15 protein-coding genes are annotated in these 17,592 nt (G+C 63.6%); 3 read left to right on the top strand and 12 right to left on the bottom strand.

All coding sequences use genetic code 11. The features are described from left to right. Window positions 1-36 precede the first annotated feature (36 nt). Window positions 37-1,119 carry a sigma-54-dependent Fis family transcriptional regulator gene (locus CDV46_RS16585; protein WP_087689448.1) on the bottom strand — a complete coding sequence of 361 codons (1,083 nt, stop codon included), beginning with the start codon at window positions 1,117-1,119 and terminating at the stop codon, window positions 37-39. Window positions 1,120-1,324: 205 nt separating this feature from the next. On the opposite strand from CDV46_RS16585, the gene CDV46_RS16580 reads away from it, so the two are divergent. Next, window positions 1,325-2,239, top strand: a complete 915-nt coding sequence (locus tag CDV46_RS16580; protein WP_087723698.1) for a LysR family transcriptional regulator — start codon at window positions 1,325-1,327, stop codon at window positions 2,237-2,239. A 60-nt stretch (window positions 2,240-2,299) separates the two neighbouring features. On the opposite strand, the gene CDV46_RS16575 is transcribed toward CDV46_RS16580, so the two are convergent. The 9 genes from CDV46_RS16575 to CDV46_RS16535 all read right to left on the bottom strand — a co-directional run bounded on the left by CDV46_RS16575 (window position 2,300) and on the right by CDV46_RS16535 (window position 12,991). Further along, on the bottom strand, window positions 2,300-3,526 hold the full coding sequence (locus CDV46_RS16575) for an aminotransferase-like domain-containing protein (RefSeq protein ID WP_087723696.1): 1,227 nt from the start codon (window positions 3,524-3,526) through the stop codon (window positions 2,300-2,302). A gap of 90 nt (window positions 3,527-3,616) precedes the next feature. Then, window positions 3,617-4,108, bottom strand: coding sequence for an SRPBCC family protein (locus CDV46_RS16570; protein WP_058377374.1), 492 nt, complete (start codon window positions 4,106-4,108; stop codon window positions 3,617-3,619). Between the two features lie 54 nt (window positions 4,109-4,162). Continuing rightward, a complete protein-coding gene (locus CDV46_RS16565) occupies window positions 4,163-7,747 on the bottom strand; it encodes an amino acid adenylation domain-containing protein (RefSeq protein WP_087723695.1) in 3,585 nt (1,194 codons plus the stop codon). A gap of 10 nt (window positions 7,748-7,757) precedes the next feature. Beyond that, on the bottom strand, window positions 7,758-8,681 hold the full coding sequence (locus tag CDV46_RS16560) for a diiron oxygenase (RefSeq protein WP_087689440.1): 924 nt from the start codon (window positions 8,679-8,681) through the stop codon (window positions 7,758-7,760). Between the two features lie 102 nt (window positions 8,682-8,783). After that, entirely contained in the window at window positions 8,784-9,569 is a 786-nt protein-coding gene (locus CDV46_RS16555; RefSeq protein ID WP_087690714.1) for a DUF3050 domain-containing protein, read from the bottom strand. Between the two features lie 257 nt (window positions 9,570-9,826). After that, complete coding sequence (gene ndhC, locus CDV46_RS16550; RefSeq protein WP_212677131.1) at window positions 9,827-10,186, bottom strand: NADH-quinone oxidoreductase subunit A; 360 nt, start codon at window positions 10,184-10,186, stop codon at window positions 9,827-9,829. 186 nt (window positions 10,187-10,372) lie between these two features. Then, on the bottom strand, window positions 10,373-10,687 hold the full coding sequence (locus CDV46_RS16545) for a DMT family transporter (protein WP_058377377.1): 315 nt from the start codon (window positions 10,685-10,687) through the stop codon (window positions 10,373-10,375). Between the two features lie 154 nt (window positions 10,688-10,841). After that, window positions 10,842-12,074, bottom strand: a complete 1,233-nt coding sequence (locus CDV46_RS16540; RefSeq protein ID WP_087723693.1) for a glycosyltransferase — start codon at window positions 12,072-12,074, stop codon at window positions 10,842-10,844. Further along, window positions 12,071-12,991: a LysR family transcriptional regulator gene (locus CDV46_RS16535; protein WP_087689436.1), complete on the bottom strand. Its 921-nt coding sequence runs from the start codon at window positions 12,989-12,991 to the stop codon at window positions 12,071-12,073. Before CDV46_RS16535 ends, CDV46_RS16540 begins: the two co-directional genes overlap by 4 nt. 92 nt (window positions 12,992-13,083) lie before the next feature. Between CDV46_RS16535 and CDV46_RS16530 the strand changes: the two genes are divergently transcribed. Further along, window positions 13,084-14,388 (top strand): MFS transporter, encoded by a 1,305-nt coding sequence (locus CDV46_RS16530; protein ID WP_087723691.1) that lies wholly within the window; start codon window positions 13,084-13,086, stop codon window positions 14,386-14,388. On the opposite strand, the gene CDV46_RS16525 is transcribed toward CDV46_RS16530, so the two are convergent. After that, window positions 14,344-15,273, bottom strand: coding sequence for a helix-turn-helix domain-containing protein (locus CDV46_RS16525; protein WP_087723689.1), 930 nt, complete (start codon window positions 15,271-15,273; stop codon window positions 14,344-14,346). The two genes, CDV46_RS16530 and CDV46_RS16525, sit on opposite strands and share 45 nt — an antisense overlap. Window positions 15,274-15,464: 191 nt before the next feature. Here CDV46_RS16525 and CDV46_RS16520 point away from each other — a divergent pair, with 191 nt between their 5' ends. Further along, window positions 15,465-16,358 (top strand): NmrA family NAD(P)-binding protein, encoded by an 894-nt coding sequence (locus tag CDV46_RS16520; RefSeq protein ID WP_087723687.1) that lies wholly within the window; start codon window positions 15,465-15,467, stop codon window positions 16,356-16,358. Between the two features lie 234 nt (window positions 16,359-16,592). Here the strand turns inward: CDV46_RS16520 and CDV46_RS16515 are convergent, their stop codons facing one another. Continuing rightward, window positions 16,593-17,570 carry an Ldh family oxidoreductase gene (locus CDV46_RS16515; protein ID WP_087689426.1) on the bottom strand — a complete coding sequence of 326 codons (978 nt, stop codon included), beginning with the start codon at window positions 17,568-17,570 and terminating at the stop codon, window positions 16,593-16,595. Window positions 17,571-17,592: the final 22 nt, after the last annotated feature.

Below are 17,592 nucleotides of genomic sequence, written 5' to 3'. Positions count from 1 at the left end.
ATGTCAGAGACGGACCGTAGGGTGAATGGCGAAGCATCAGCGATGCGAGCCCAGCAGGGCGTCGCTGCCCATGTCGCGAACGTGGGGGATGTGCAGCTCGCGAAGCTTCCGGTAGAGCGACGTGCGGCAGATGCCGAGTTCGCGCGAGGCGGCAGAAATATTCCATCGACGCTCGGAAAGCACGCGAATGATGATCTCGCGTTCGCCGTTGGCGATGGGCGAAAGCGACGCCAGTGGTGTGGGTTGAATGAGCCCCGGCATCGCGGCGGCCACCGGGGCGGCGCTGGCGGCGTGACGGCTGGCGCTTTGCAGCAGATTGGCCGGCAGATCGCGCACGCGGATGGTGTCGTCGCTCTTGACCGCACAGGCGTATTGCACGGCGGTGCGCATCTGGCGCAGGTTGCCCGGCCATGAATACGACAGCAGCAGCTCGCGCGCCTCGCGCTCGAGCGAATCGAGATTGGCGGTGCCGCGTGATTCGGTGGCAATCATTGCGCCGAGCAGCCAGTCGCGGTCATGCCGTACGCGTAGCGGTGGCAGATGCACGATGCCGACCGCAATGCGGTAGTAAAGATCTTCACGAAATAGTCCGGCCTGTACGCGCGACTCGAGATTCTGGTGCGTTGCGCAAACGAGTTGCAGGTCGACGGCGATGGGTCTGGCCGAACCGATGGGCGTGACTTCGCGCTCGGAGAGCACACGCAGCAATCGCGTTTGTTGCGCTGCGGGCATATCGCCGATTTCGTCGAGAAACAGCGTGCCGCCGTCGGCCTGCACGACTTTGCCTTTCATGCCTGAGTTCAAGGCACCGGAGAAGGCACCGCGCTGATAACCGAAGAGTTCGCTTTCGATGAGGTTCTCGGGGATGGAGCCGCAGTTCACCGACACCATGGCGGCGTGGCGGCGCAGGCTGTAGTCGTGCAGTGCACGGGCGAGATATTCCTTGCCGGTGCCAGTTTCACCCAGCACCAGAATCGGCAGTTGACGATCGATGAGAAGGCGGGCACGGGCCAACGTGGCCAGCATGGTCGGGTCGGCACCACAAAGCTGATCGAGCGACGGACGTGGTGAAGACTGAAAGTGTGCGTTTGAACTGTCCAGCGGATCGTGGGCGGTCATAGCGTCTCTCATTAACTTTATAGGAAGTGGCATGTGCCGCGTTTGGCGGCACCGGATCGCAAAATGGCGACTGCCGTGGGGGGTGCTCCATAAAGCAAGAGCAAGCATAGTTCGATTCGCCGGAGGCCTCCAATACCATATGATGTGATGACTGATACCGGTTCGCTATGAATAGAAACCGATGTTCTTTTTAGGGGCAGGCTCCATGGAACTGAGGCAACTCCGCTATTTCGTAGTACTGGCTGAAACGCTGCATTTCGGTCGTGCAGCGAGTCTTTTGCATATCTCGCAACCCCCGCTTTCCCGACAGATCGCCATGCTCGAAGAAGAGCTCGGCGTCGTGTTGTTCCAGCGAACGCAGCGCAGCGTGCAGCTCACCGCTGCCGGTCAGCGCTTCTATGGCGACGCGCGCTCGGTGCTCGCCACACTCGATCGCGCACGCTCGCATGCGCGCGCCGCAGAACTCGGTGACGCCGGCACGCTATCGGCCGGCTTCATGTTTGCGGTCGCGTGCAGTGTCTTGCCGATCCTGACGCGCGCCTATGCAGCGGCCTTCCCGCGTATTGAAGTCAAACTCAGAGAGACGATTCCGACCACGCTGGCGGAAGATCTGCGCAGCGGCAAGCTCGACGTGGGCATCATGTATTCGTCGGATGCGACCGACGAGCTGTGCACGGAAACCATCTTTCGCGAGCCGCTGGTGGCCGCGCTGCCAGCGGGACATCGGCTGGAGTCTCGTTCGGCAATCTCCGTTGCCGAATTAAAGGACGATTCGTTCATCATTTCGCCGCGCGACGCGTCGCCCTATATCTACAACACCATTACCGAACACTGCCGGCAGGCCGGTTTCATGCCGCAGGTGCGTCTCGAGACGAACTTTCAGCAGACCATCGTCAATCTGGTCGGACAACGGCTGGGGGTGGCGCTGGTGCACAACTCGATGCGCAGCACACACGCGGATAACGTGAAATTCATCCCGTTGCTGCGTGCGCCGTTCATCGACGTTGCGCTGGTGTGGAGTGCAGCGACGACCAACCCGTGCGTCGCGCGATTCCGGCAAATCGCGCAACACCTGGGACTGACCGAACAAACGGACGCCACGCTTCAGGCGTGTGCATGAGGCGGTGCACCGGGCGCGACGGCCAATGCACCGTGTTGAAGGTGAGGGAGCGGGTGAGGGTCAGGGCACGGCGACGCAGACCGCCGTTTCTCGCAGGCGTGCCTTGATGGCATCGGCCAGACGCGCAATACCGGTTTCGATCTCCGTGGGCGTCGCAGTCGCGAACGTCAGCCGCAACGTATTCGCTTGCGGTGAGATGGCGTGAAACGATGCACCGGGGATGAACGCGACGCCAAGTTTGAGGGCGTCTTCGAACAGGTGCGCGCTGTCGATTTGTTCGGGCAGCGTGACCCACAGGAACATGCCGCCAGCGGGACGCGTCCATGAAACACCGTCGGGCATGAACTGCGCGAGGCATTTGAGCATCAGCGCGCATTGCGCGCGGTAGCGCAGGCGTATGGCCGTGAGGTGAGCGTCGTAATCGCCGTCGGTGAGCAGCGCGTGGGCAAGCCGTTGCGTGAGGCCGGTGGTGTGCAGGTCGCTTGCCTGTTTGGCCTGCAACAGCTTGACCATCAGTTCCTCCGGCGCGACGAGATAACCGACGCGCAATCCCGGCGCAATCACTTTCGAGAACGAGCCAAGGTGAACGACGCTCTCCGGCGCCATCGAGAGTAGCGACGGCGGCGTGTGGCCGCTGTACACGAGTTCGCCATAGGGATCGTCTTCGACCAGCAGCAAGCCGGTGTCGTGGGCGCGCGCGACGAGCGCGATGCGTCGCTCAAGGGCCAGCGTGCGCCCGGTCGGATTTTGAAAATTGGGTTGCGTGTAGAGCAGGCGGGCGGTGCGCATCGACGCGTCGCTGAGCCGGTCGGGCAACAGGCCTGCGGCATCGGTCGGCACCTCTTCGAAGGCCGGTTCGTACTGCGCGAGCGCTTGTACGGCGCCGAGGTACGTCGGCGTTTCGACCAGCACGCGGCTGCCCGGGTCGATGAGCACGCGGGCTACGAGATCGAGCGCTTGCTGGGAGCCGGTGGTGACGAGAATCTGCGACGCGTTGATGCGTGTGCCACCCGTCGACAGACGCTCGGCGATGGCCTCGCGCAACGGCGTGTAGCCTTCCGATGGGCCGTATTGCAGTGCCCCGGTCGCGTCGTGGCGCAAGATGTCGTCGGCCGCAGCGCGCAAGCGTTCGACCGGCAAGGCATAGGGGGAGGGCAAGCCACCGGCGAACGAGATGATGTCGGGACGTTCGGCGACCTTGAGCAATTCTCGCAACGACGACGGCTTCATGCGTTGCGCGCGCATCGCAAGTTGCCAGCGCCCGGCGGGCGGGATATGTCTGTCCATGAGGCGGTCCGTGACGAAGCAGGTAAGAAATCCTCCGCAGCGAGCGCCGCGGAGGATCGAAGGGCAGCCAACGTCTCGCAGGCGTCCCGGTCAGCCGTTGAACATCGTGCGCAGGTTGTCCATCGCCATTTTCAGGAACGCGACGGCAAAGGCGTCGAACGCCGGTTGGTCTTTCGGGTTGCCGGATTTGGCTTCGCCGACGATGCGGTAGGTGGCCGTACAGCCGTTGTCGCCGCGCGGCACGACTTCCATCGACGCCCACATGTTGCCGATGTCGAACGTGGTGTAAATGAGCGTCCAGCTCATCGTCATGCCGGCATCGTCGCGCGTGTTCAGTTGCTCCACGACGAGGTCGCCGCCGGTGAAGTGCTTGTGGCGCAGCGAGCGCGGGCCGGTGGCGGTGCCGGTCATCTGGATGTACTCCAGACCGGTGACGAAGCGGTTGTAGCCGTCGAAGCGGCCAACCACGTCCCACACCTTGCGTGCAGGGGCGTCGAGATCCGCGACGCCGGCATGCACGGTGGTGCTCAGGTTGTGAATCAGCGTGTCGGGTTGCAGCTCGGTGCGGACTTTTTGCAACATGATGTGCTCCTTGATGTGAGAAGGGACTGCACGAGAATCATTGAATCCACGAGGTCAGGCGGCCGGCTCGGTGTCCAGCTCTCGTTGTGTGTACGGCTCGTCGACGGTGGCCGGCAGCGGCAGAAAACCGCTTTCGATCAGGTAGTTGAAGTGCGCCGCCAGCAACTGGGGGTCTTTGCGCGGGTAAGCGACGCCCAGACGTCCCAGCGTTTCGGCGGTGCGCTGGTGCGCAATGCGCGCCATGTCGCCGATGTCTTCCTGACTGTCGTCGAGATAGAACGCCACGACATCGAACAGCGCGTTCGTTTCATCGATCGACGTGAGGCGGTTGCGCCAGTCGGCGGGCTCTTCCAACGCCAGTGAGTAGCCGCAGGGTGCCAATGCGCCGAGATAGTCTTCCCACGTCAGCGGTTGCGGGTTTTGCAGGTGGAACACGCGCAATTCGCGCTGCGGGTCAGTCGTGCAACGCACCGCAGCGTGCGCGAGGAAGTCGACCGGTGTGAAGTCGAAATCGGTGTCGCCGGCCGGTGCTGCGCCCAGTTGCAGCGACCCCTTCACGAGCAGCAGGATGCGGTTGCGCGTGGGCTGGCACAGACCGGAACTCGCCACGCCCGTGATGTTGCCCGGGCGCAGGATGGTTGCGTCCACGCCGCGCTCGGCGGCCTCCCAGACCAGATGCTCCGCGACCCATTTCGTCACGTTGTAGCCGTTGTTCACGAACGCCGGGGCATTGCGCGCGGGGCCGGCTTCGAGCACGTGGCCCTTGTCGTCCATCGCACTCGCTGCCGACAGCGTCGAGACGAAGTGCATCGACTTGTTGCGGTACTCGCAGGCGAGCCGCAGCAGTTCGAGCGTCGCGCCGACATTCGCGTCGTACAGATACGGGTAGTCGTAGACGTGGTTGACGTGCGCACCGTTGTGATAAATCGCATCGATGTCGCGTGCGAGTGCGTGCCACGTATCGGGGGTGAGTCCAAGATGCGGCTTGGCCAGATCGCCGAGCACGACCTTCAGGCGCGGGTGCCCGATCAGTGCGCCGAGACCGTTGGCGTGCAGCGCTTGTGCGAGACGGCCTTCACCGTCCTTCTGACTGGGCGCGCGCACCATGCAGTGCACGACGGCGGACGTTTGCGCGATCAACTCCGCTGCGATAAACGTGCCGAGGAAACCGTTGGCGCCAGTCAGCAGAATCGCCTTGGCACCGTCGGGCGTCGGACGCAGTCCATCGACCGGTCGAATTTCCTCAGGCAGTGCCATGTCGTCGAAGACGCGCTGCGGAATGCGTTCGCCCTTCTTCAGATCGTCGCTGGTCAGCAGCGAGGCCAACGCGCCCACGGTCGGGCGCTCCATGAAGCGCGCGAGCGGTGCATTGCCGCCAAACTCCTTCTTCACGGCCAGCATCAGGCGGGAGACCAGCAACGAATGGCCGCCGAGATTGAAGAACGAATCGTCGCGGCCAATCTCGAACGGTTCGAGATCAAGCAGCCGTGCCCAGAGGGCGCGCAACTGCGTTTCCGTTTCGGTGAGCGGTTCGTCTTCCGTCGCAGTCACGACGCGCTGCGCCGGCATGCGCGAGAGCGCGCCCCGGTCGATCTTGCCGTTGTTGGTGGCGGGCAGGGCGTCGAGCACCACGATCTCAAACGGCACCATGTAGTCGGGCAGCCGCGCGGCGAGTTGTTCGCGCACCGCGTCGCCGGTCGCCTGCGCCGACCCGGGGCGCGCGACGAAGCCACGAATGCGTTTGCGGTCGTCGACGACACACGCGCACTGGCCGTAGAGGCCGGTGGCCAGCACAGCCCCTTCGATCTCGCCCATTTCCACGCGGAAGCCGCGAATCTTCACCTGTGCATCGCGACGGCCCACGAAGTGCAGCACGCCGCTGTCGTCCCACTGCACGATGTCGCCCGTGCGATACAGCGTCTCGTCGCTGGCGGCGGGCCAGACACCGTCGGCATCTGCAAACGGATTCGGCACGAAGCTGTTTTGCGTCAGATCCGGCCGGTGCAGGTAGCCGTCGGCAACGCCGGCACCCGCCACACACAGTTCGCCCGGCTGGCCGGTCAGCGCGGGTTCGCCCGCTTCGTCGAGCACGTAGCAGCGCACGTTGGCAATCGGGCGGCCGATCATGCGATTGCTGTCTCCGGCCTTCAGACGCGCGATGGTGACGAGCACCGTGCACTCGGCCGGGCCGAAGATGTTGTGGAATTCGCGCCCTTGGCTCCAGCGCGCGATGGTTTCCGGGAAGCAGACGTCGCCGCCGGTCAGCAGATGCCGCAGCGCAGGCCATTCGGCGTCCGGCATCACGGCGAGCAGGGCGGGCGGCAGGAACGCATGCGTCAGCGCTTCGTCGGCGATGAGCGCGCTCAGGTCATCCAGTGCGTGGCGCTGTTCTTCCGTCGGGATCACAAGCGTTGCGCCCGCGAGGAACGTCGGGAAGATGTCGAGCAGGGAGACGTCGAAGGCCACCGTGCAAAACTGCAACACGCGCGAGCTGGCGTCCATGCCGATGTAGTCGCGATACCAATGGCAGAAGTGCACGATGTTGCGATGCGTGAGCATGACGCCCTTGGGCGTGCCCGTCGATCCGGACGTGAAGATCGTGATGGCGCAACGCTGCGTGCGATCGGCTTGACGCTCTACCGGCCACGAGGTGTTGGCGATATCGATGTTCTCTGCGTCGAGCGCCGTGATGCGCAGCACCTTGACGTCGAGACCCGCCAGCACGCTCTCGTCGAAGTCTTCATCGGTGAGCAGGCAGACGGCGCGGCTTTGTTCCAGAATCTGGCGCACGCGGTCGGGCGGGAACGACGGGTCGAGCGGCGCGTACGCGGCGCCCGCGCCGATGGCACCGAGAATGGCCGTGTACAGCAGGCGCGACTTCCGGAGGCGCACGGCAATGACACGCGGGGCATCGTCGTCGGCTGACGCTGCCGGCATCAATGCAGCGAGTTGCGACGCAAGCTTCATCGACGCACCCACGAAGGTGCGGTAGTCGACGTCGCCGTCGGCATCGCGCAGGGCAATCGCGGACGGCGTGGCAACGGCCCGGCGCGACACCATTTCGGGCAGCGACGGTTCGAGTACGACGTCGCGCGCGGTTTCGTTCGTCAGATGCCAGCCGGACAACTGATGCAAGTCGAGGGCGACGCCGCCAGGCTTCTTCTTTGCCGGTTTGAGGTCGTCGAGCGAAAGCGCATCGCGGCCGAGGCGGCTCACCGTATCCACGAGCAGGGTTTCGGCTTCGATATCGATCTGGGCGGCCAGATCGGCACCGCACACGGGTTCGCCAAACTGGCAGACGCTGGTCACGACGTCGGCGATTCCCTTCGGGCCTGCCCATTGCCACGCGAGATCGGCGCGCGTGGGCGGGAACGCCGGGGCGCGCGCAGTGAACGTGAGGCTATGTTGTGCCTCGCAGCCGATTTGCGGATCGGCCGCGCCGCAGTCGATGCGCCATTCGATACCGGTGAGTACCGTGCCAGAGGCGGGCACGGCGGCACCCAACTGCTCGGCGATATCGCGCAAGGGTCCGGTGTCGGCGCAGGCCGGGCTCACATCGTGACCCATGTCGTGGAGTGCCTGAAACACACGTGCGCCCAGACGGTTGTTACCGACGACGGCGAAAGAAATCGCTCTCATGGCCCGGTCCTCAGAGGTATTGCGCAACAGCGGCGCGGGTGGGTTCGTGATCGAGCAGGCCGGCCATCTTCAGAAACTTGCGGATGTTGACGATCATCGGGTGCTGATTCGTGATGGGGTAGGCGCCGACCATGTCGTTGGCGATCTGTTCGCGCGTGGCGGCCGGCAGCGCAAGCGTGCTGATCAGACGGCGATCGAACTCCAGTTGCAGCTCGTTCGTGAGGTATTCCGTGAGGAAGAACGGCAGGCCACGGCCGAGTTCGATGCGTGCCGTCTCGTCGATCGACTGCCAGTAGAGCTTGACCAGATTGATCCAGAACACCGAATGGCGGCCCTCGTCGGCGAGGTGATCGGCCATCACGCCCTTGACCGAGCGCTTGAGCGTGTTGTCGCGCGAGAAGGCGGCGACTTCGGCCGTCACGGTGTTCTCGGAGATGGCCACGCCCAGCAGTTCCATGCCGGCGGCGTATTGCTCGGGCACGTATTCCATCGCGCGGGGAATGGCGCGCGAGAGTTCGATTTCGCGGTTCTGCTCGATGGGGGCGATGCCGGTGTTGCGCTCCACCTGATCGAGATAGTCCATCGCCACATAGGCGTGGTAGTTCTCGTCGATGACGACCGACATCGCGTCGCTGCGGCACGCAAACGGAAATTCGAACGGAAAGCGCAACTTGGCGATGGCGAGTGCCGTTTTGTTGACGATTTCCGTCTCGAAGATGATGACGTCGTTGATGTACTTGTAGAAGCTTTGCAGCAGGATGTACTCCTGCACGTCGCGCCCGGCATCGATCACCGCCGGATGCGCGTAGAGCGGCTGACGCTCGACCGGGTAGTAGCTCAGCTCGTCGTCTTCGACGATACGGCGCGGGCGCGAGCGGATCGTGGCGCGTTGCTCCCATTGGTCAGCGTGGCTGACGTAACTCTGCAATGACATGGCGTTGCCTCGGATCGTGGGGACTGGCGAAAAGCTGGGCGGACCGGGGGGCGTCCGCCCGGGGGCTGCGGGTGAGAGCGACGACCCGCCAGAACTCGGCACTCAGGCGGCGACCGCTTCCTTTTGCAGCGCCACGATGTGTTCGTGCAGGCCGTCCCACAGGCGCAGGCGCTCGTCGATGGCGCGCAGTCCGGCTTCGAGGGCTTCGATCATCAGACGCTCTTCGCCCTGCGCGGCTTCGACGATCATGGCGCGCGCGGCCGGGCCGTGTTCGCCCGAGTCGACTTCGATATGGCGATCGAGGTAGTAGGTGAGCAACGGCACGCTCTTCGCGTCGATCTTCCAGCCGTCGAGCAGCGTGCGGAACATGTCGGGAATCACGTTTTCGCGGCCGTAGAAGAAGTTGCCGAGCACCTGGTGCGTGGCGCCTTCGTAGCAGGTGGCGAAAGTCGAGTTGACGAAGCGCACGACCGGCGCCGGGGCACCCACGGTCACGAGCGATGCGCTCACGCTGTTGCCCTTTTTCACCAGATCGATCAGTTGGGCGATCTGGCGCGTATCGGCGCCCACGTCGCGCATGGCGGCGAGGTAGAGATCGAAGTGGCTCATCGGGCCCTGCGGGGTGTCGTCACACTCTTCGCCCAGCACGATTTCGTTGATCAGGCGTGCTGCGTGGATGTTGCGCGGAGCAACCCACGGCAGCGTGATCGTGGTGAGGTCGGCCTGGAGACGCTTGACCAGCGACATGAAATCCCAGACCGCGAAGACGTGCCACTCCATGAAGACCTGCAAACCTTGTATCGATTCGATGGAGTGAAACACGGGGTGGTGTGCGAGCGTCGCGTGATGTTCCTTGATCTGCCGTTCGAGGTATTCGATCTTGTCCACGGTAAGCATCCTTGAGGTAATGAAGATGAGTTCAACCTGCGCGAGGGGAGCGCTGCGCGACGTTCTCGTCGTCGCGTTCAAGGATTAGCAAGTTCGATACCAATCCCTCGAAACGTAAGTATCTCGGGCATCGAGATAAATTCCGCCGAGTTTGGAAGGGGTGTTCGCGCATGACACCTGTTCAGCTTATGAACAGGTGTGCACGCGAGTGTCGATGCTGACGGGGGTGTCGGAAGTGAACGGGGGGCTATTTGGACTTATTCCCACTCCAGCGCTTTCTTGCCCCATTCGTACGCGAAGCCCAACGCCAGAATGAACAGGAAGAACATCATCGCGATGAAGCCGGGCCAGCCGACTTCGCGCATGGAGACCGCCCACGGGATGGTGAAGGCGAGTTCGATATCGAAGACGATGAAGAAAATCGCGACGCGATAGAAACGCACGTCGAACTGTTTGCGCGCGTCCCCGAACGCATTGAATCCGCATTCGTACGCCGAGTTCTTTTCGGCATCCGGCCGGTGCGGGCGGATGGGCTTGGCAACGAACAGCAACGCCGTGCCCATGAGCAGGGCGACGAGCAGAAACAGCAAGGCAGGGAAGTACTCGGAGAGGTCCACCGGGCCTCCTAAAGGGAAGGGTTCAGGGAAGGGGCGTACTTGGCGACGCAATGACGACTGAGTGACGGTTGAATGCCGGTTGTCGCTGAAGGGCAATCGGCGGAGGGGGGCATCGGATGTCACTCGTGATACGGACACGCGCGCCCCCGCAAGGGTTCCGTCAATGCAGGCTTTTGGGGTGCGGCGTTATGACGCGAGCTTCATCAGCACGAGCCCGCTCACGATGAGCACGGCGGCGAGAAGTCGCATGGCACTGGCGGCCTCACCGAGCACGAGAACGCCCACGGTAAATGCGCCGATGGCACCGATACCGGTCCAGATGGTGTAAGCCGTGCCAAGGGGAAGCGTCTTCATGGAGACCGACAGCAAACCGAAGCTGGCGGCCATGGTGACGAAGGTGATGACAGAGGGGACCCACTTCGTGAAGCCCGCAGACTGCTTCATCGTAAAGGCCCAAACGATCTCGAGAAGACCTGCGAACAGCAAATATATCCAAGCCATATGGCTCTCCTATTTCGGTAGAGCCGGGCCGTCCCGGATTGTTTTGCCAGCAGGCTGAGGTCGTCCTCAACGTGAAACTATAACGCAAATGGCTACTAAAGTGCGTGGACTGAGTGCCAGAAATGGGCGGATGGCGTGTGGTGAGCCGTCAGTATCACGCCGTCATCAGCCGCTCGATGGCGTTGATCGCGTTGCGCAAACCGGCTTCCGAGCGCATCTGTTCGCCCAGTGCCTGCGCACGTGACTTTGTCGTTGCGCGCTCAGCGAATTCGAGGCGCTTGGCCAGCGATGCGGCCCGTAGTGACCGCCCGCTCAAGGCTTCATCCGCCACGCCTGCACGCCGCAACCGATCGGCCCAGAACCACTGGTCACCAGCGAATGGCACGACCACCGAGGGCACACCGGCACCTGTCGCCGAATGTGACGTTCCGGCGCCGCCATGGTGGATGACGAGCGATGTTTTCGGGAACAGCCAGTCGTGTGGCGTGTCGCCAAGCACGTGAAAATTAGATGGCAGTCCAGAGGTATTCGCACCGCTCCAGCCCGGGTAGAACAGCGCTCTGCGACCGGCCACGGCGGTGACCGTTTCTGCGAGCAGTTTTTCGGTGTCGAACCCCGTCATGCTGCCGAAGCCGACATAGATCGGCGCTTCGCCTGCCGCAAGGAAATCGGTCAGTGCCTGCGGGGCCACCCATTCGGCGGAGGGCGACACCCATTGCCCGCAGATTTGTGCGTTTTCCGGCCAGTCAGTGGGACGTGGGACGAGGCTGGGCGAGATGCCGTACAGCATCGGGTGCTGCGTCCACAACGCCTGCCTCGGCGGCAGTCCGCACACGGCAGCGCGAGCGGCATTGGTCTGCTTTCGGAAGGCCCGCCAGAGCATCTGATTCACGAAGCTCTGACTGGCTCGGTTCAGGAACGACGGGACCCATTTCGGCGGGAAGAAGGGCGAGGCGAATGCCGCCGTGGGCGAGATCGGAATGAGGCCAGTGCCGATGGCCTTGATGCCGAGATGCTCCGCTGCGGAGAGTCCGACAAACGCGGCCAGTCCCGACACGATGACGGCGTCACAGCCTTCGCCTTCCCGGACGATGGTTTCCAGCCATGCCTGCGCGTGCGTATTGGCGATGTGGGCCAGTGCGCTCGCCATGCTGGAGAAGCCGCGCTGGGTAGCCACCACGTTGGCAATCGCAAGCTCAGGCCGGAGCGTGCCTTTGATGTCACCGGCCAGCGCAACGGTAGGCACTCCCAGCTTGGCCGGGAAGTCGAGCGTGGCGTGGTCGGCGAGCAGGCGGGCCTCGTGACCGGCGTCCATCAACGCCCGGCACAGCATGGCCAGCGGGCGCGTGTCACCTTCCGTTCCGTACGTTGCGACGACGAATCTCATGATTTTTTGACTCTCTGGATGGCGTCTTTTTCCAACTCGGCGATCAGCGCATCCTGTATCAGCGCGACGGGGCGGACGAGGCGGGTCGGCAACGTGCCATGTACCAGCCACACGTTCAGTCCACTTTTGAATTCCGGTACATCGATGACTTCGAGCGTGTCGGCATAGGGGCTGCGTGCGAGTACTTCCGGCGCGGCGAGGCCGACGCCGAGACCACGCGCGACCAGCGACAACTGCAATTCGGAACCGAAGGCTTCGACCGCCACATTGAAGGGCAACCCCGCAGTCGACATCGCACGGCTGAGCGCCGAGCGCATGCCGCAGCCATCCTGATTGAGCACCCATGGATGCCCTGCCAATTCGGCGAGCGTCGCGGATTTATCGGCAAGACCGAATGCGCGGGGCGCGACCACGACCGTAGGTTTGTGCGCGAGCAGCGTCGTCGTCAGGCCTTCCGGCATCACCGCACGCTCGGGCAGCAGCACGATAGCCGCGTCCAGCTTGCCGCGCTCGACGCTCTGCAACAGGCCCGGCGACCAGCCCGCCGTCACGCGAAGTGTCAGCTTTGGGAAGGCACTGCGCAGCCGATCGATCGGTTGCTCCAGCGCCAGTTCGGACAGAAACGGCGGTACGCCGATATTGAACTCACCGGTCGGCTCGCGATCGGTGGACGCCACGGCCATCAGGTCGTCGACGGCACGCAATACGGTGCGCGCCAGCCGATAGACCTCTTCGCCTGCGGCGGTGGGCTTGAGCGGTTTGCTCTGACGGTCGAGCAGTTCGATGCCGAGCATCTTTTCGAGGTTTTGGACGCGACGCGTCAAACCCGGCTGCGTCAGAAAGAGCTTCTCCGACGCCCGCACCATCGATTCGCTTTCGACCACCGCGACGAAGGCCTGCAAGTCATGTGTGTTCAAAACAAACTCGCATAATCAATATAAACATAATTCAATTGTGGCATAACGTTGGCGTTCCTACAATCGGCGGACCGACTCACAGGAATCGCCAAATGACTCAGCCCCCCTCCGTCTGTACACGCGACTTCGCTACGGCATCGCCGCTACCGTCAACCGTGTCGCCACCGCCCTCGGCCGCCCCCTCGGGTGTCGGACTTAGCCGCCAAATGACGCTTTTCTTCGCGGCAGCGGTCGGCATCATCATCCTGAATTTGTCCGCCGCGCAGCCGCTGACAGGCCCGGTGAGCCATGCGCTGAATTTACCGGCAGGGTTGTCGGGCTTGATCGCGATGTTGCCGCAGCTTGGCTATGCGGCAGGGCTGCTGTTGCTCGTGCCGCTCTGCGATTTGCTTGAGAATCGCCGCCTGATCGTGGTGACGCTGACGTGCTGCGCGGCGTTTCTGGCGCTGTCTGCACTGGCCCATTCGGGGTGGGTGTTTCTGGCGTCGGTGTTTCTCGCGGGTGCGACGTCGAGCGTGATACAGATGCTGGTGCCGATGGCGGCATCGATGGCGCCCGAGCAGCGGCGCGGTCAGGCCATTGGCAACGTGATGAGCGGGTTGATGCTCGGGATTTTGTTGTCGCGTCCACTGGCGAGTCTGATTACGGGCACGTTCGGGTGGCGTGTGTTCTTCGGTATCGAGGCGGCCGCCGACGCGTTGCTCGCGGTCGTGCTGTACCTCCGGTTGCCGAATCACGCGCCGCACACCGGCGCGAGCTATCCGGCATTGCTCCGCTCGCTTTGGACGCTATTGCGGACTGAACCTGTATTGCAACGTCGCTCCTTGCAGGCGGCGCTCGCGCTGGGGGCGTTCAGCGCGTTCTGGACGGCCATCGCATTGCGACTCGCGCAGCCCCCGTTCTCCCTCGGCATGCAGGGTATCGCCGTGTTCGCACTGGCGGGGGCCTCGGGGGCGATTGTGACGCCGCTTGCCGGGTATCTCGGCGACCGTGGCGCAGGGCATGCGACGCAGATCGTTTCGCACATCGTGATGATTGCCGCCGTACTCATGCTCGGCGCCGCGGGCGCAGGATGGGGCGGTTTCTCGCCGGTGGCACATCCCGTGCTGGCGTTGGCGATGCTGGTCGCCGGGGCGGCAGCGCTCGACGCGGGCGTGATCACCGACCAGACGTTGGGACGCCGCGCGGTCAACCTGCTTAACCCTGCGGCGCGTGGGCGGTTGAACGCGCTCTTCGTCGGCATCTTCTTTGTCGGCGGCGCGATCGGTGCGGCACTCTCTGGGGCCGCGTGGGCATGGGCCGGATGGAGCGGCGTGTGCATCGTTGCGCTCGTGTTTGCCGTCGCGCTGTTGCTAGTCGGCTGGCTGGATCGCGCTTCGCAAGGACGACGTGCGTGAGGTGGCGGCGCTCGCTGCGATATCGCGCGGCGTAGCGCCAAGCTCCCGCTTCATCCACGTCGCCATATGGCTCTGATGAGAGAAGCCGGCTTCGAGCGCGATTTGACTCACGCTCAGCCGGCCTTCAATCAGCAGCGCCTTAGCCCGTTCGAGGCGGCGTTGCACGACATAGCGGTGGACGGGCACGCCCATCGTTTCGCGAAACAGCACTTTGAAATGCGGCACGCTCAGGTCGACGAGTGCGCCCAGTTCTGTCAATGAAAGGCGCTCGTCGAGATGCGCTTCGACATAGTCGATGACGCGCGAGGCGGCGCGAGCGGAGAGTGTGCGCGTTTTGCGATCTTGCTGACGGTCGGCCACCCCAGCCCCCGCCAGACGCACGAGCATCGCCGTGCACAGGCTTTCGGCGTAGAGCGGATCGGAGGCGTCTTTGGCTTCGAGTTCGGCGCGCATCGCCCACGCCATCTGCTGAAAGCGTGTGTCGCGCCACTGGAACTGCGGCCGAATCTGCGCCTCGGAAGCCGTGAGGCCGAGCTGGTCGTAAGTGTTCCGCACAAAATCGTCGGCGAACCAGACGGTGAGGATCGTGCAGTCGTTGTCGTCGGACCATTCGCCCGGCATGCCGGCGGGAATCACGTCGGTGTCGCCGTGGGACTGAATGCGCGCCGTGGGCGGGCCTTCGCATCGACACACTGCCTTGACGGGGCGCCCAACGTGCACGCCGACACGGTGATGCGCGATGCCGGGAATGCGGTGCGCGCCTGCCGCGACGCCGAACAGGTCCGCACCAAACCCCGACCACCCGAGCGACGCGCTCGACAGCAGGCTTTTTCGCTGGCCGGAGTGCGGCGCCAACACAGTGTGAGTTGCACGAGTTGCAGTCATTGCATGCCTTCCATGGGACGACGTGATGTCGCATTCTCCTGCAATTTCAGGCGGCGTGCTGGTGGCGACATGACGCACGTCGATGGAGGGCTCACGTTGTCATCCGAATGTGTTCGGAAACATCCGTCTGTGCGAGTTTTCTGGCTTGAGGCTTCGTAGACTCAAGATCCATGAATGAGGAGCGAGGCACTATGTACGTGATCTTTGGCGCATCAGGAAACGTCGGCCGTTCGACAGTGGCGGCGCTGTTGAACGCCGGACAGGCGGCCCACGCCGTGCGTGCTGTCGTGAGAGATCCGGCGCAACGCGAGGCATTCAAACGCATGGGGTGCGAGGTGGTGGCCGCCGACCTCGATGACGAAGCGTCGTTGCATCGCGCGCTTGAGGGCGCGCTTGCGGTGCAACTGCTGTGTCCGGTGGCGCACGGTGAGGCGGACCCTGAAGCCGCGATGCGCAACACGATTCGCACGACGGCGCGCACATTGCGCGAGTACCCGCATCTGCATGTACTCGCGCTGTCGGACTATGGCGCAGAACTCGATGCGGACTCGGGGATCACGATGCTGTTTCGCGAGCTTGAGACGGCGTATCGGGAAGTGGCGCCTCGTCTCACGTTGCTGCGCTCGGCAGAGCACATGCATAACTGGGCGCGCACGTTGCTCGTTGCGTTGTCCGCCGGGCGCCTGCCGAGCTTTCATCATCCTGTCGACCGGCCGTTTCCGACCGTTGCTGCGAAGGATGTCGGCGTTGTCGCCGCGCAGCTTTTGCTCGATGGCCATGATGGCCATGACGCTCGTGTCGTCAGTGTCGAGGGGCCGCGTCGTTACCACGCCGAGGACGTCGCGCGAACACTGAGCGAACTCAGCGGGCGCGACGTCGCGGCCTTCGCGTTGCCGCGCAGCGAGTGGGCGAATGTGTTGGCACGCGCAGGGCTGAACACGAACCTCGCGAATCTCGTGATGAATACGTTCGACGCGCAGAACGCCGGAAGAATCGATGTTGAAGCCGGTAGCGAGCGACGCTTCGGCACGACCGAGTTGCGCGATGTGTTGGCGGCGTTGATGTCGGCTTTCAACGCGCGTTAGCCTCGTCGCGTCCTTTAAGGGATATCAAATGCAATATTGCCCAATGACATGCGCCACGCGCCTGTACGTGGTGAAGTCCCGCGCTGAAGGCCGACGCCGGACCTCGGTGCCGACCGCTTACCGACTTCTCGAAGGCATTGCCAAAGGACTGCGATGGCAGGGGCTTGAGGAATTGCTGTGTGCGATTCCCGATAGCAATGACGACTTCGGCATTTTTTAGATCGCCTGACGATCCTATGCCCTAGCGGCTCGGCCGAAGCGTTCGATATCGGCAAGCACCGAAGGCGAGATGGTGACGTGATCCGGCGGTGCGCTACGCCCTGCAAGATAGATGCCCTTGGCGGACAGGCGTTCGGCGTGCGCAGCCAGCCGCGCGGGCAAGTCGGGCGCGAGCGCGGCCGGATCGATAGCGACGATGAACAACCCGGCTCCCGGTGATGCGTCGCCCTGTTGGAACGACGGGGCATCCAGCGACCAGTTCGCGCCGGTCAGCCCTGCGGACAGCACTTCCACGATCAACGCGATGTTGGCACCGCGGGCACCGCCAAACGCCAGCAGCATGCCGGTCAACGCGTCGTGCGCATCCGTCGTCGGCGCACCGGTGGCGTCCAATGCCCAGCCTTCGGGGATGGCCTCGCCGCGTGCGGCGGCTTCGCGGACGTTGACGAACGCCGTGGCACTCGAGGCCTGATCGACGACGAGCGGGCGTCCACCGTCGATCGGTGCGGCAAATGACAACGGGTTGGTGCCGAATACCGGCTGGCGGCTTTGCTCGGTGGTCACCATCGCAGGGCCGTTGGACGTTGCCAGACAGACGAGTCCCGCCTCGGCCAGTCGCCGCGTGTAATAGCTCAATTCGCCCACGGTATAGCTGTTGGCTTGCAGGAACAGCGCGACACCGTATTGCTTTGCGTTCTCCACGAGTCGGGGAAACGCCAGATCGAACCCGAGTTGGGCAATGCCGGTCTTCGCGTCGACACGCAGGGTGGTCGGCATTGGTGCGCTGATGTCGGGTTGCGCGGCACTGGCGATACGGCCGGTAGCAAAGCCTTCGAGATAGTCCGGCAGATGGGCGAAACCTACCGACGCGTGGCCCGCGAGTTCAGCGGCAACCGTGGCATTGGCAAGTGATGTGGCGGTCGGGGCGCTCGCGCCCGCCGCCATGGCGGCGCGTCGTGCGAGTGCTTTGGCTTCGTCGATCCCGAGTTGCATGTACGCTCCCGTGATGGTGAGT

The organism is Pandoraea sp. PE-S2T-3 (genome assembly GCF_002179965.1).
GTDB lineage: Bacteria > Pseudomonadota > Gammaproteobacteria > Burkholderiales > Burkholderiaceae > Pandoraea.
This window is presented reverse-complemented; position numbering and strand designations above follow the sequence as displayed.

What these genes read in the sequence shown, in the direction of transcription:
- CDV46_RS16580 (WP_087723698.1), top strand. Translation starts at nt 1,325, where the DNA reads ATGGAACTGAGGCAACTCCGCTATTTCGTAGTACTGGCTGAAACGCTG.
- CDV46_RS16575 (WP_087723696.1), bottom strand. Translation starts at nt 3,526, where the DNA reads ATGGACAGACATATCCCGCCCGCCGGGCGCTGGCAACTTGCGATGCGC.
- CDV46_RS16525 (WP_087723689.1), bottom strand. Translation starts at nt 15,273, where the DNA reads ATGACTGCAACTCGTGCAACTCACACTGTGTTGGCGCCGCACTCCGGC.
- CDV46_RS16565 (WP_087723695.1), bottom strand. Translation starts at nt 7,747, where the DNA reads ATGAGAGCGATTTCTTTCGCCGTCGTCGGTAACAACCGTCTGGGCGCA.
- CDV46_RS16540 (WP_087723693.1), bottom strand. Translation starts at nt 12,074, where the DNA reads ATGAGATTCGTCGTCGCAACGTACGGAACGGAAGGTGACACGCGCCCG.
- CDV46_RS16530 (WP_087723691.1), top strand. Translation starts at nt 13,084, where the DNA reads ATGACTCAGCCCCCCTCCGTCTGTACACGCGACTTCGCTACGGCATCG.
- CDV46_RS16545 (WP_058377377.1), bottom strand. Translation starts at nt 10,687, where the DNA reads ATGGCTTGGATATATTTGCTGTTCGCAGGTCTTCTCGAGATCGTTTGG.
- CDV46_RS16570 (WP_058377374.1), bottom strand. Translation starts at nt 4,108, where the DNA reads ATGTTGCAAAAAGTCCGCACCGAGCTGCAACCCGACACGCTGATTCAC.
- CDV46_RS16515 (WP_087689426.1), bottom strand. Translation starts at nt 17,570, where the DNA reads ATGCAACTCGGGATCGACGAAGCCAAAGCACTCGCACGACGCGCCGCC.
- CDV46_RS16520 (WP_087723687.1), top strand. Translation starts at nt 15,465, where the DNA reads ATGTACGTGATCTTTGGCGCATCAGGAAACGTCGGCCGTTCGACAGTG.
- CDV46_RS16585 (WP_087689448.1), bottom strand. Translation starts at nt 1,119, where the DNA reads ATGACCGCCCACGATCCGCTGGACAGTTCAAACGCACACTTTCAGTCT.
- CDV46_RS16560 (WP_087689440.1), bottom strand. Translation starts at nt 8,681, where the DNA reads ATGTCATTGCAGAGTTACGTCAGCCACGCTGACCAATGGGAGCAACGC.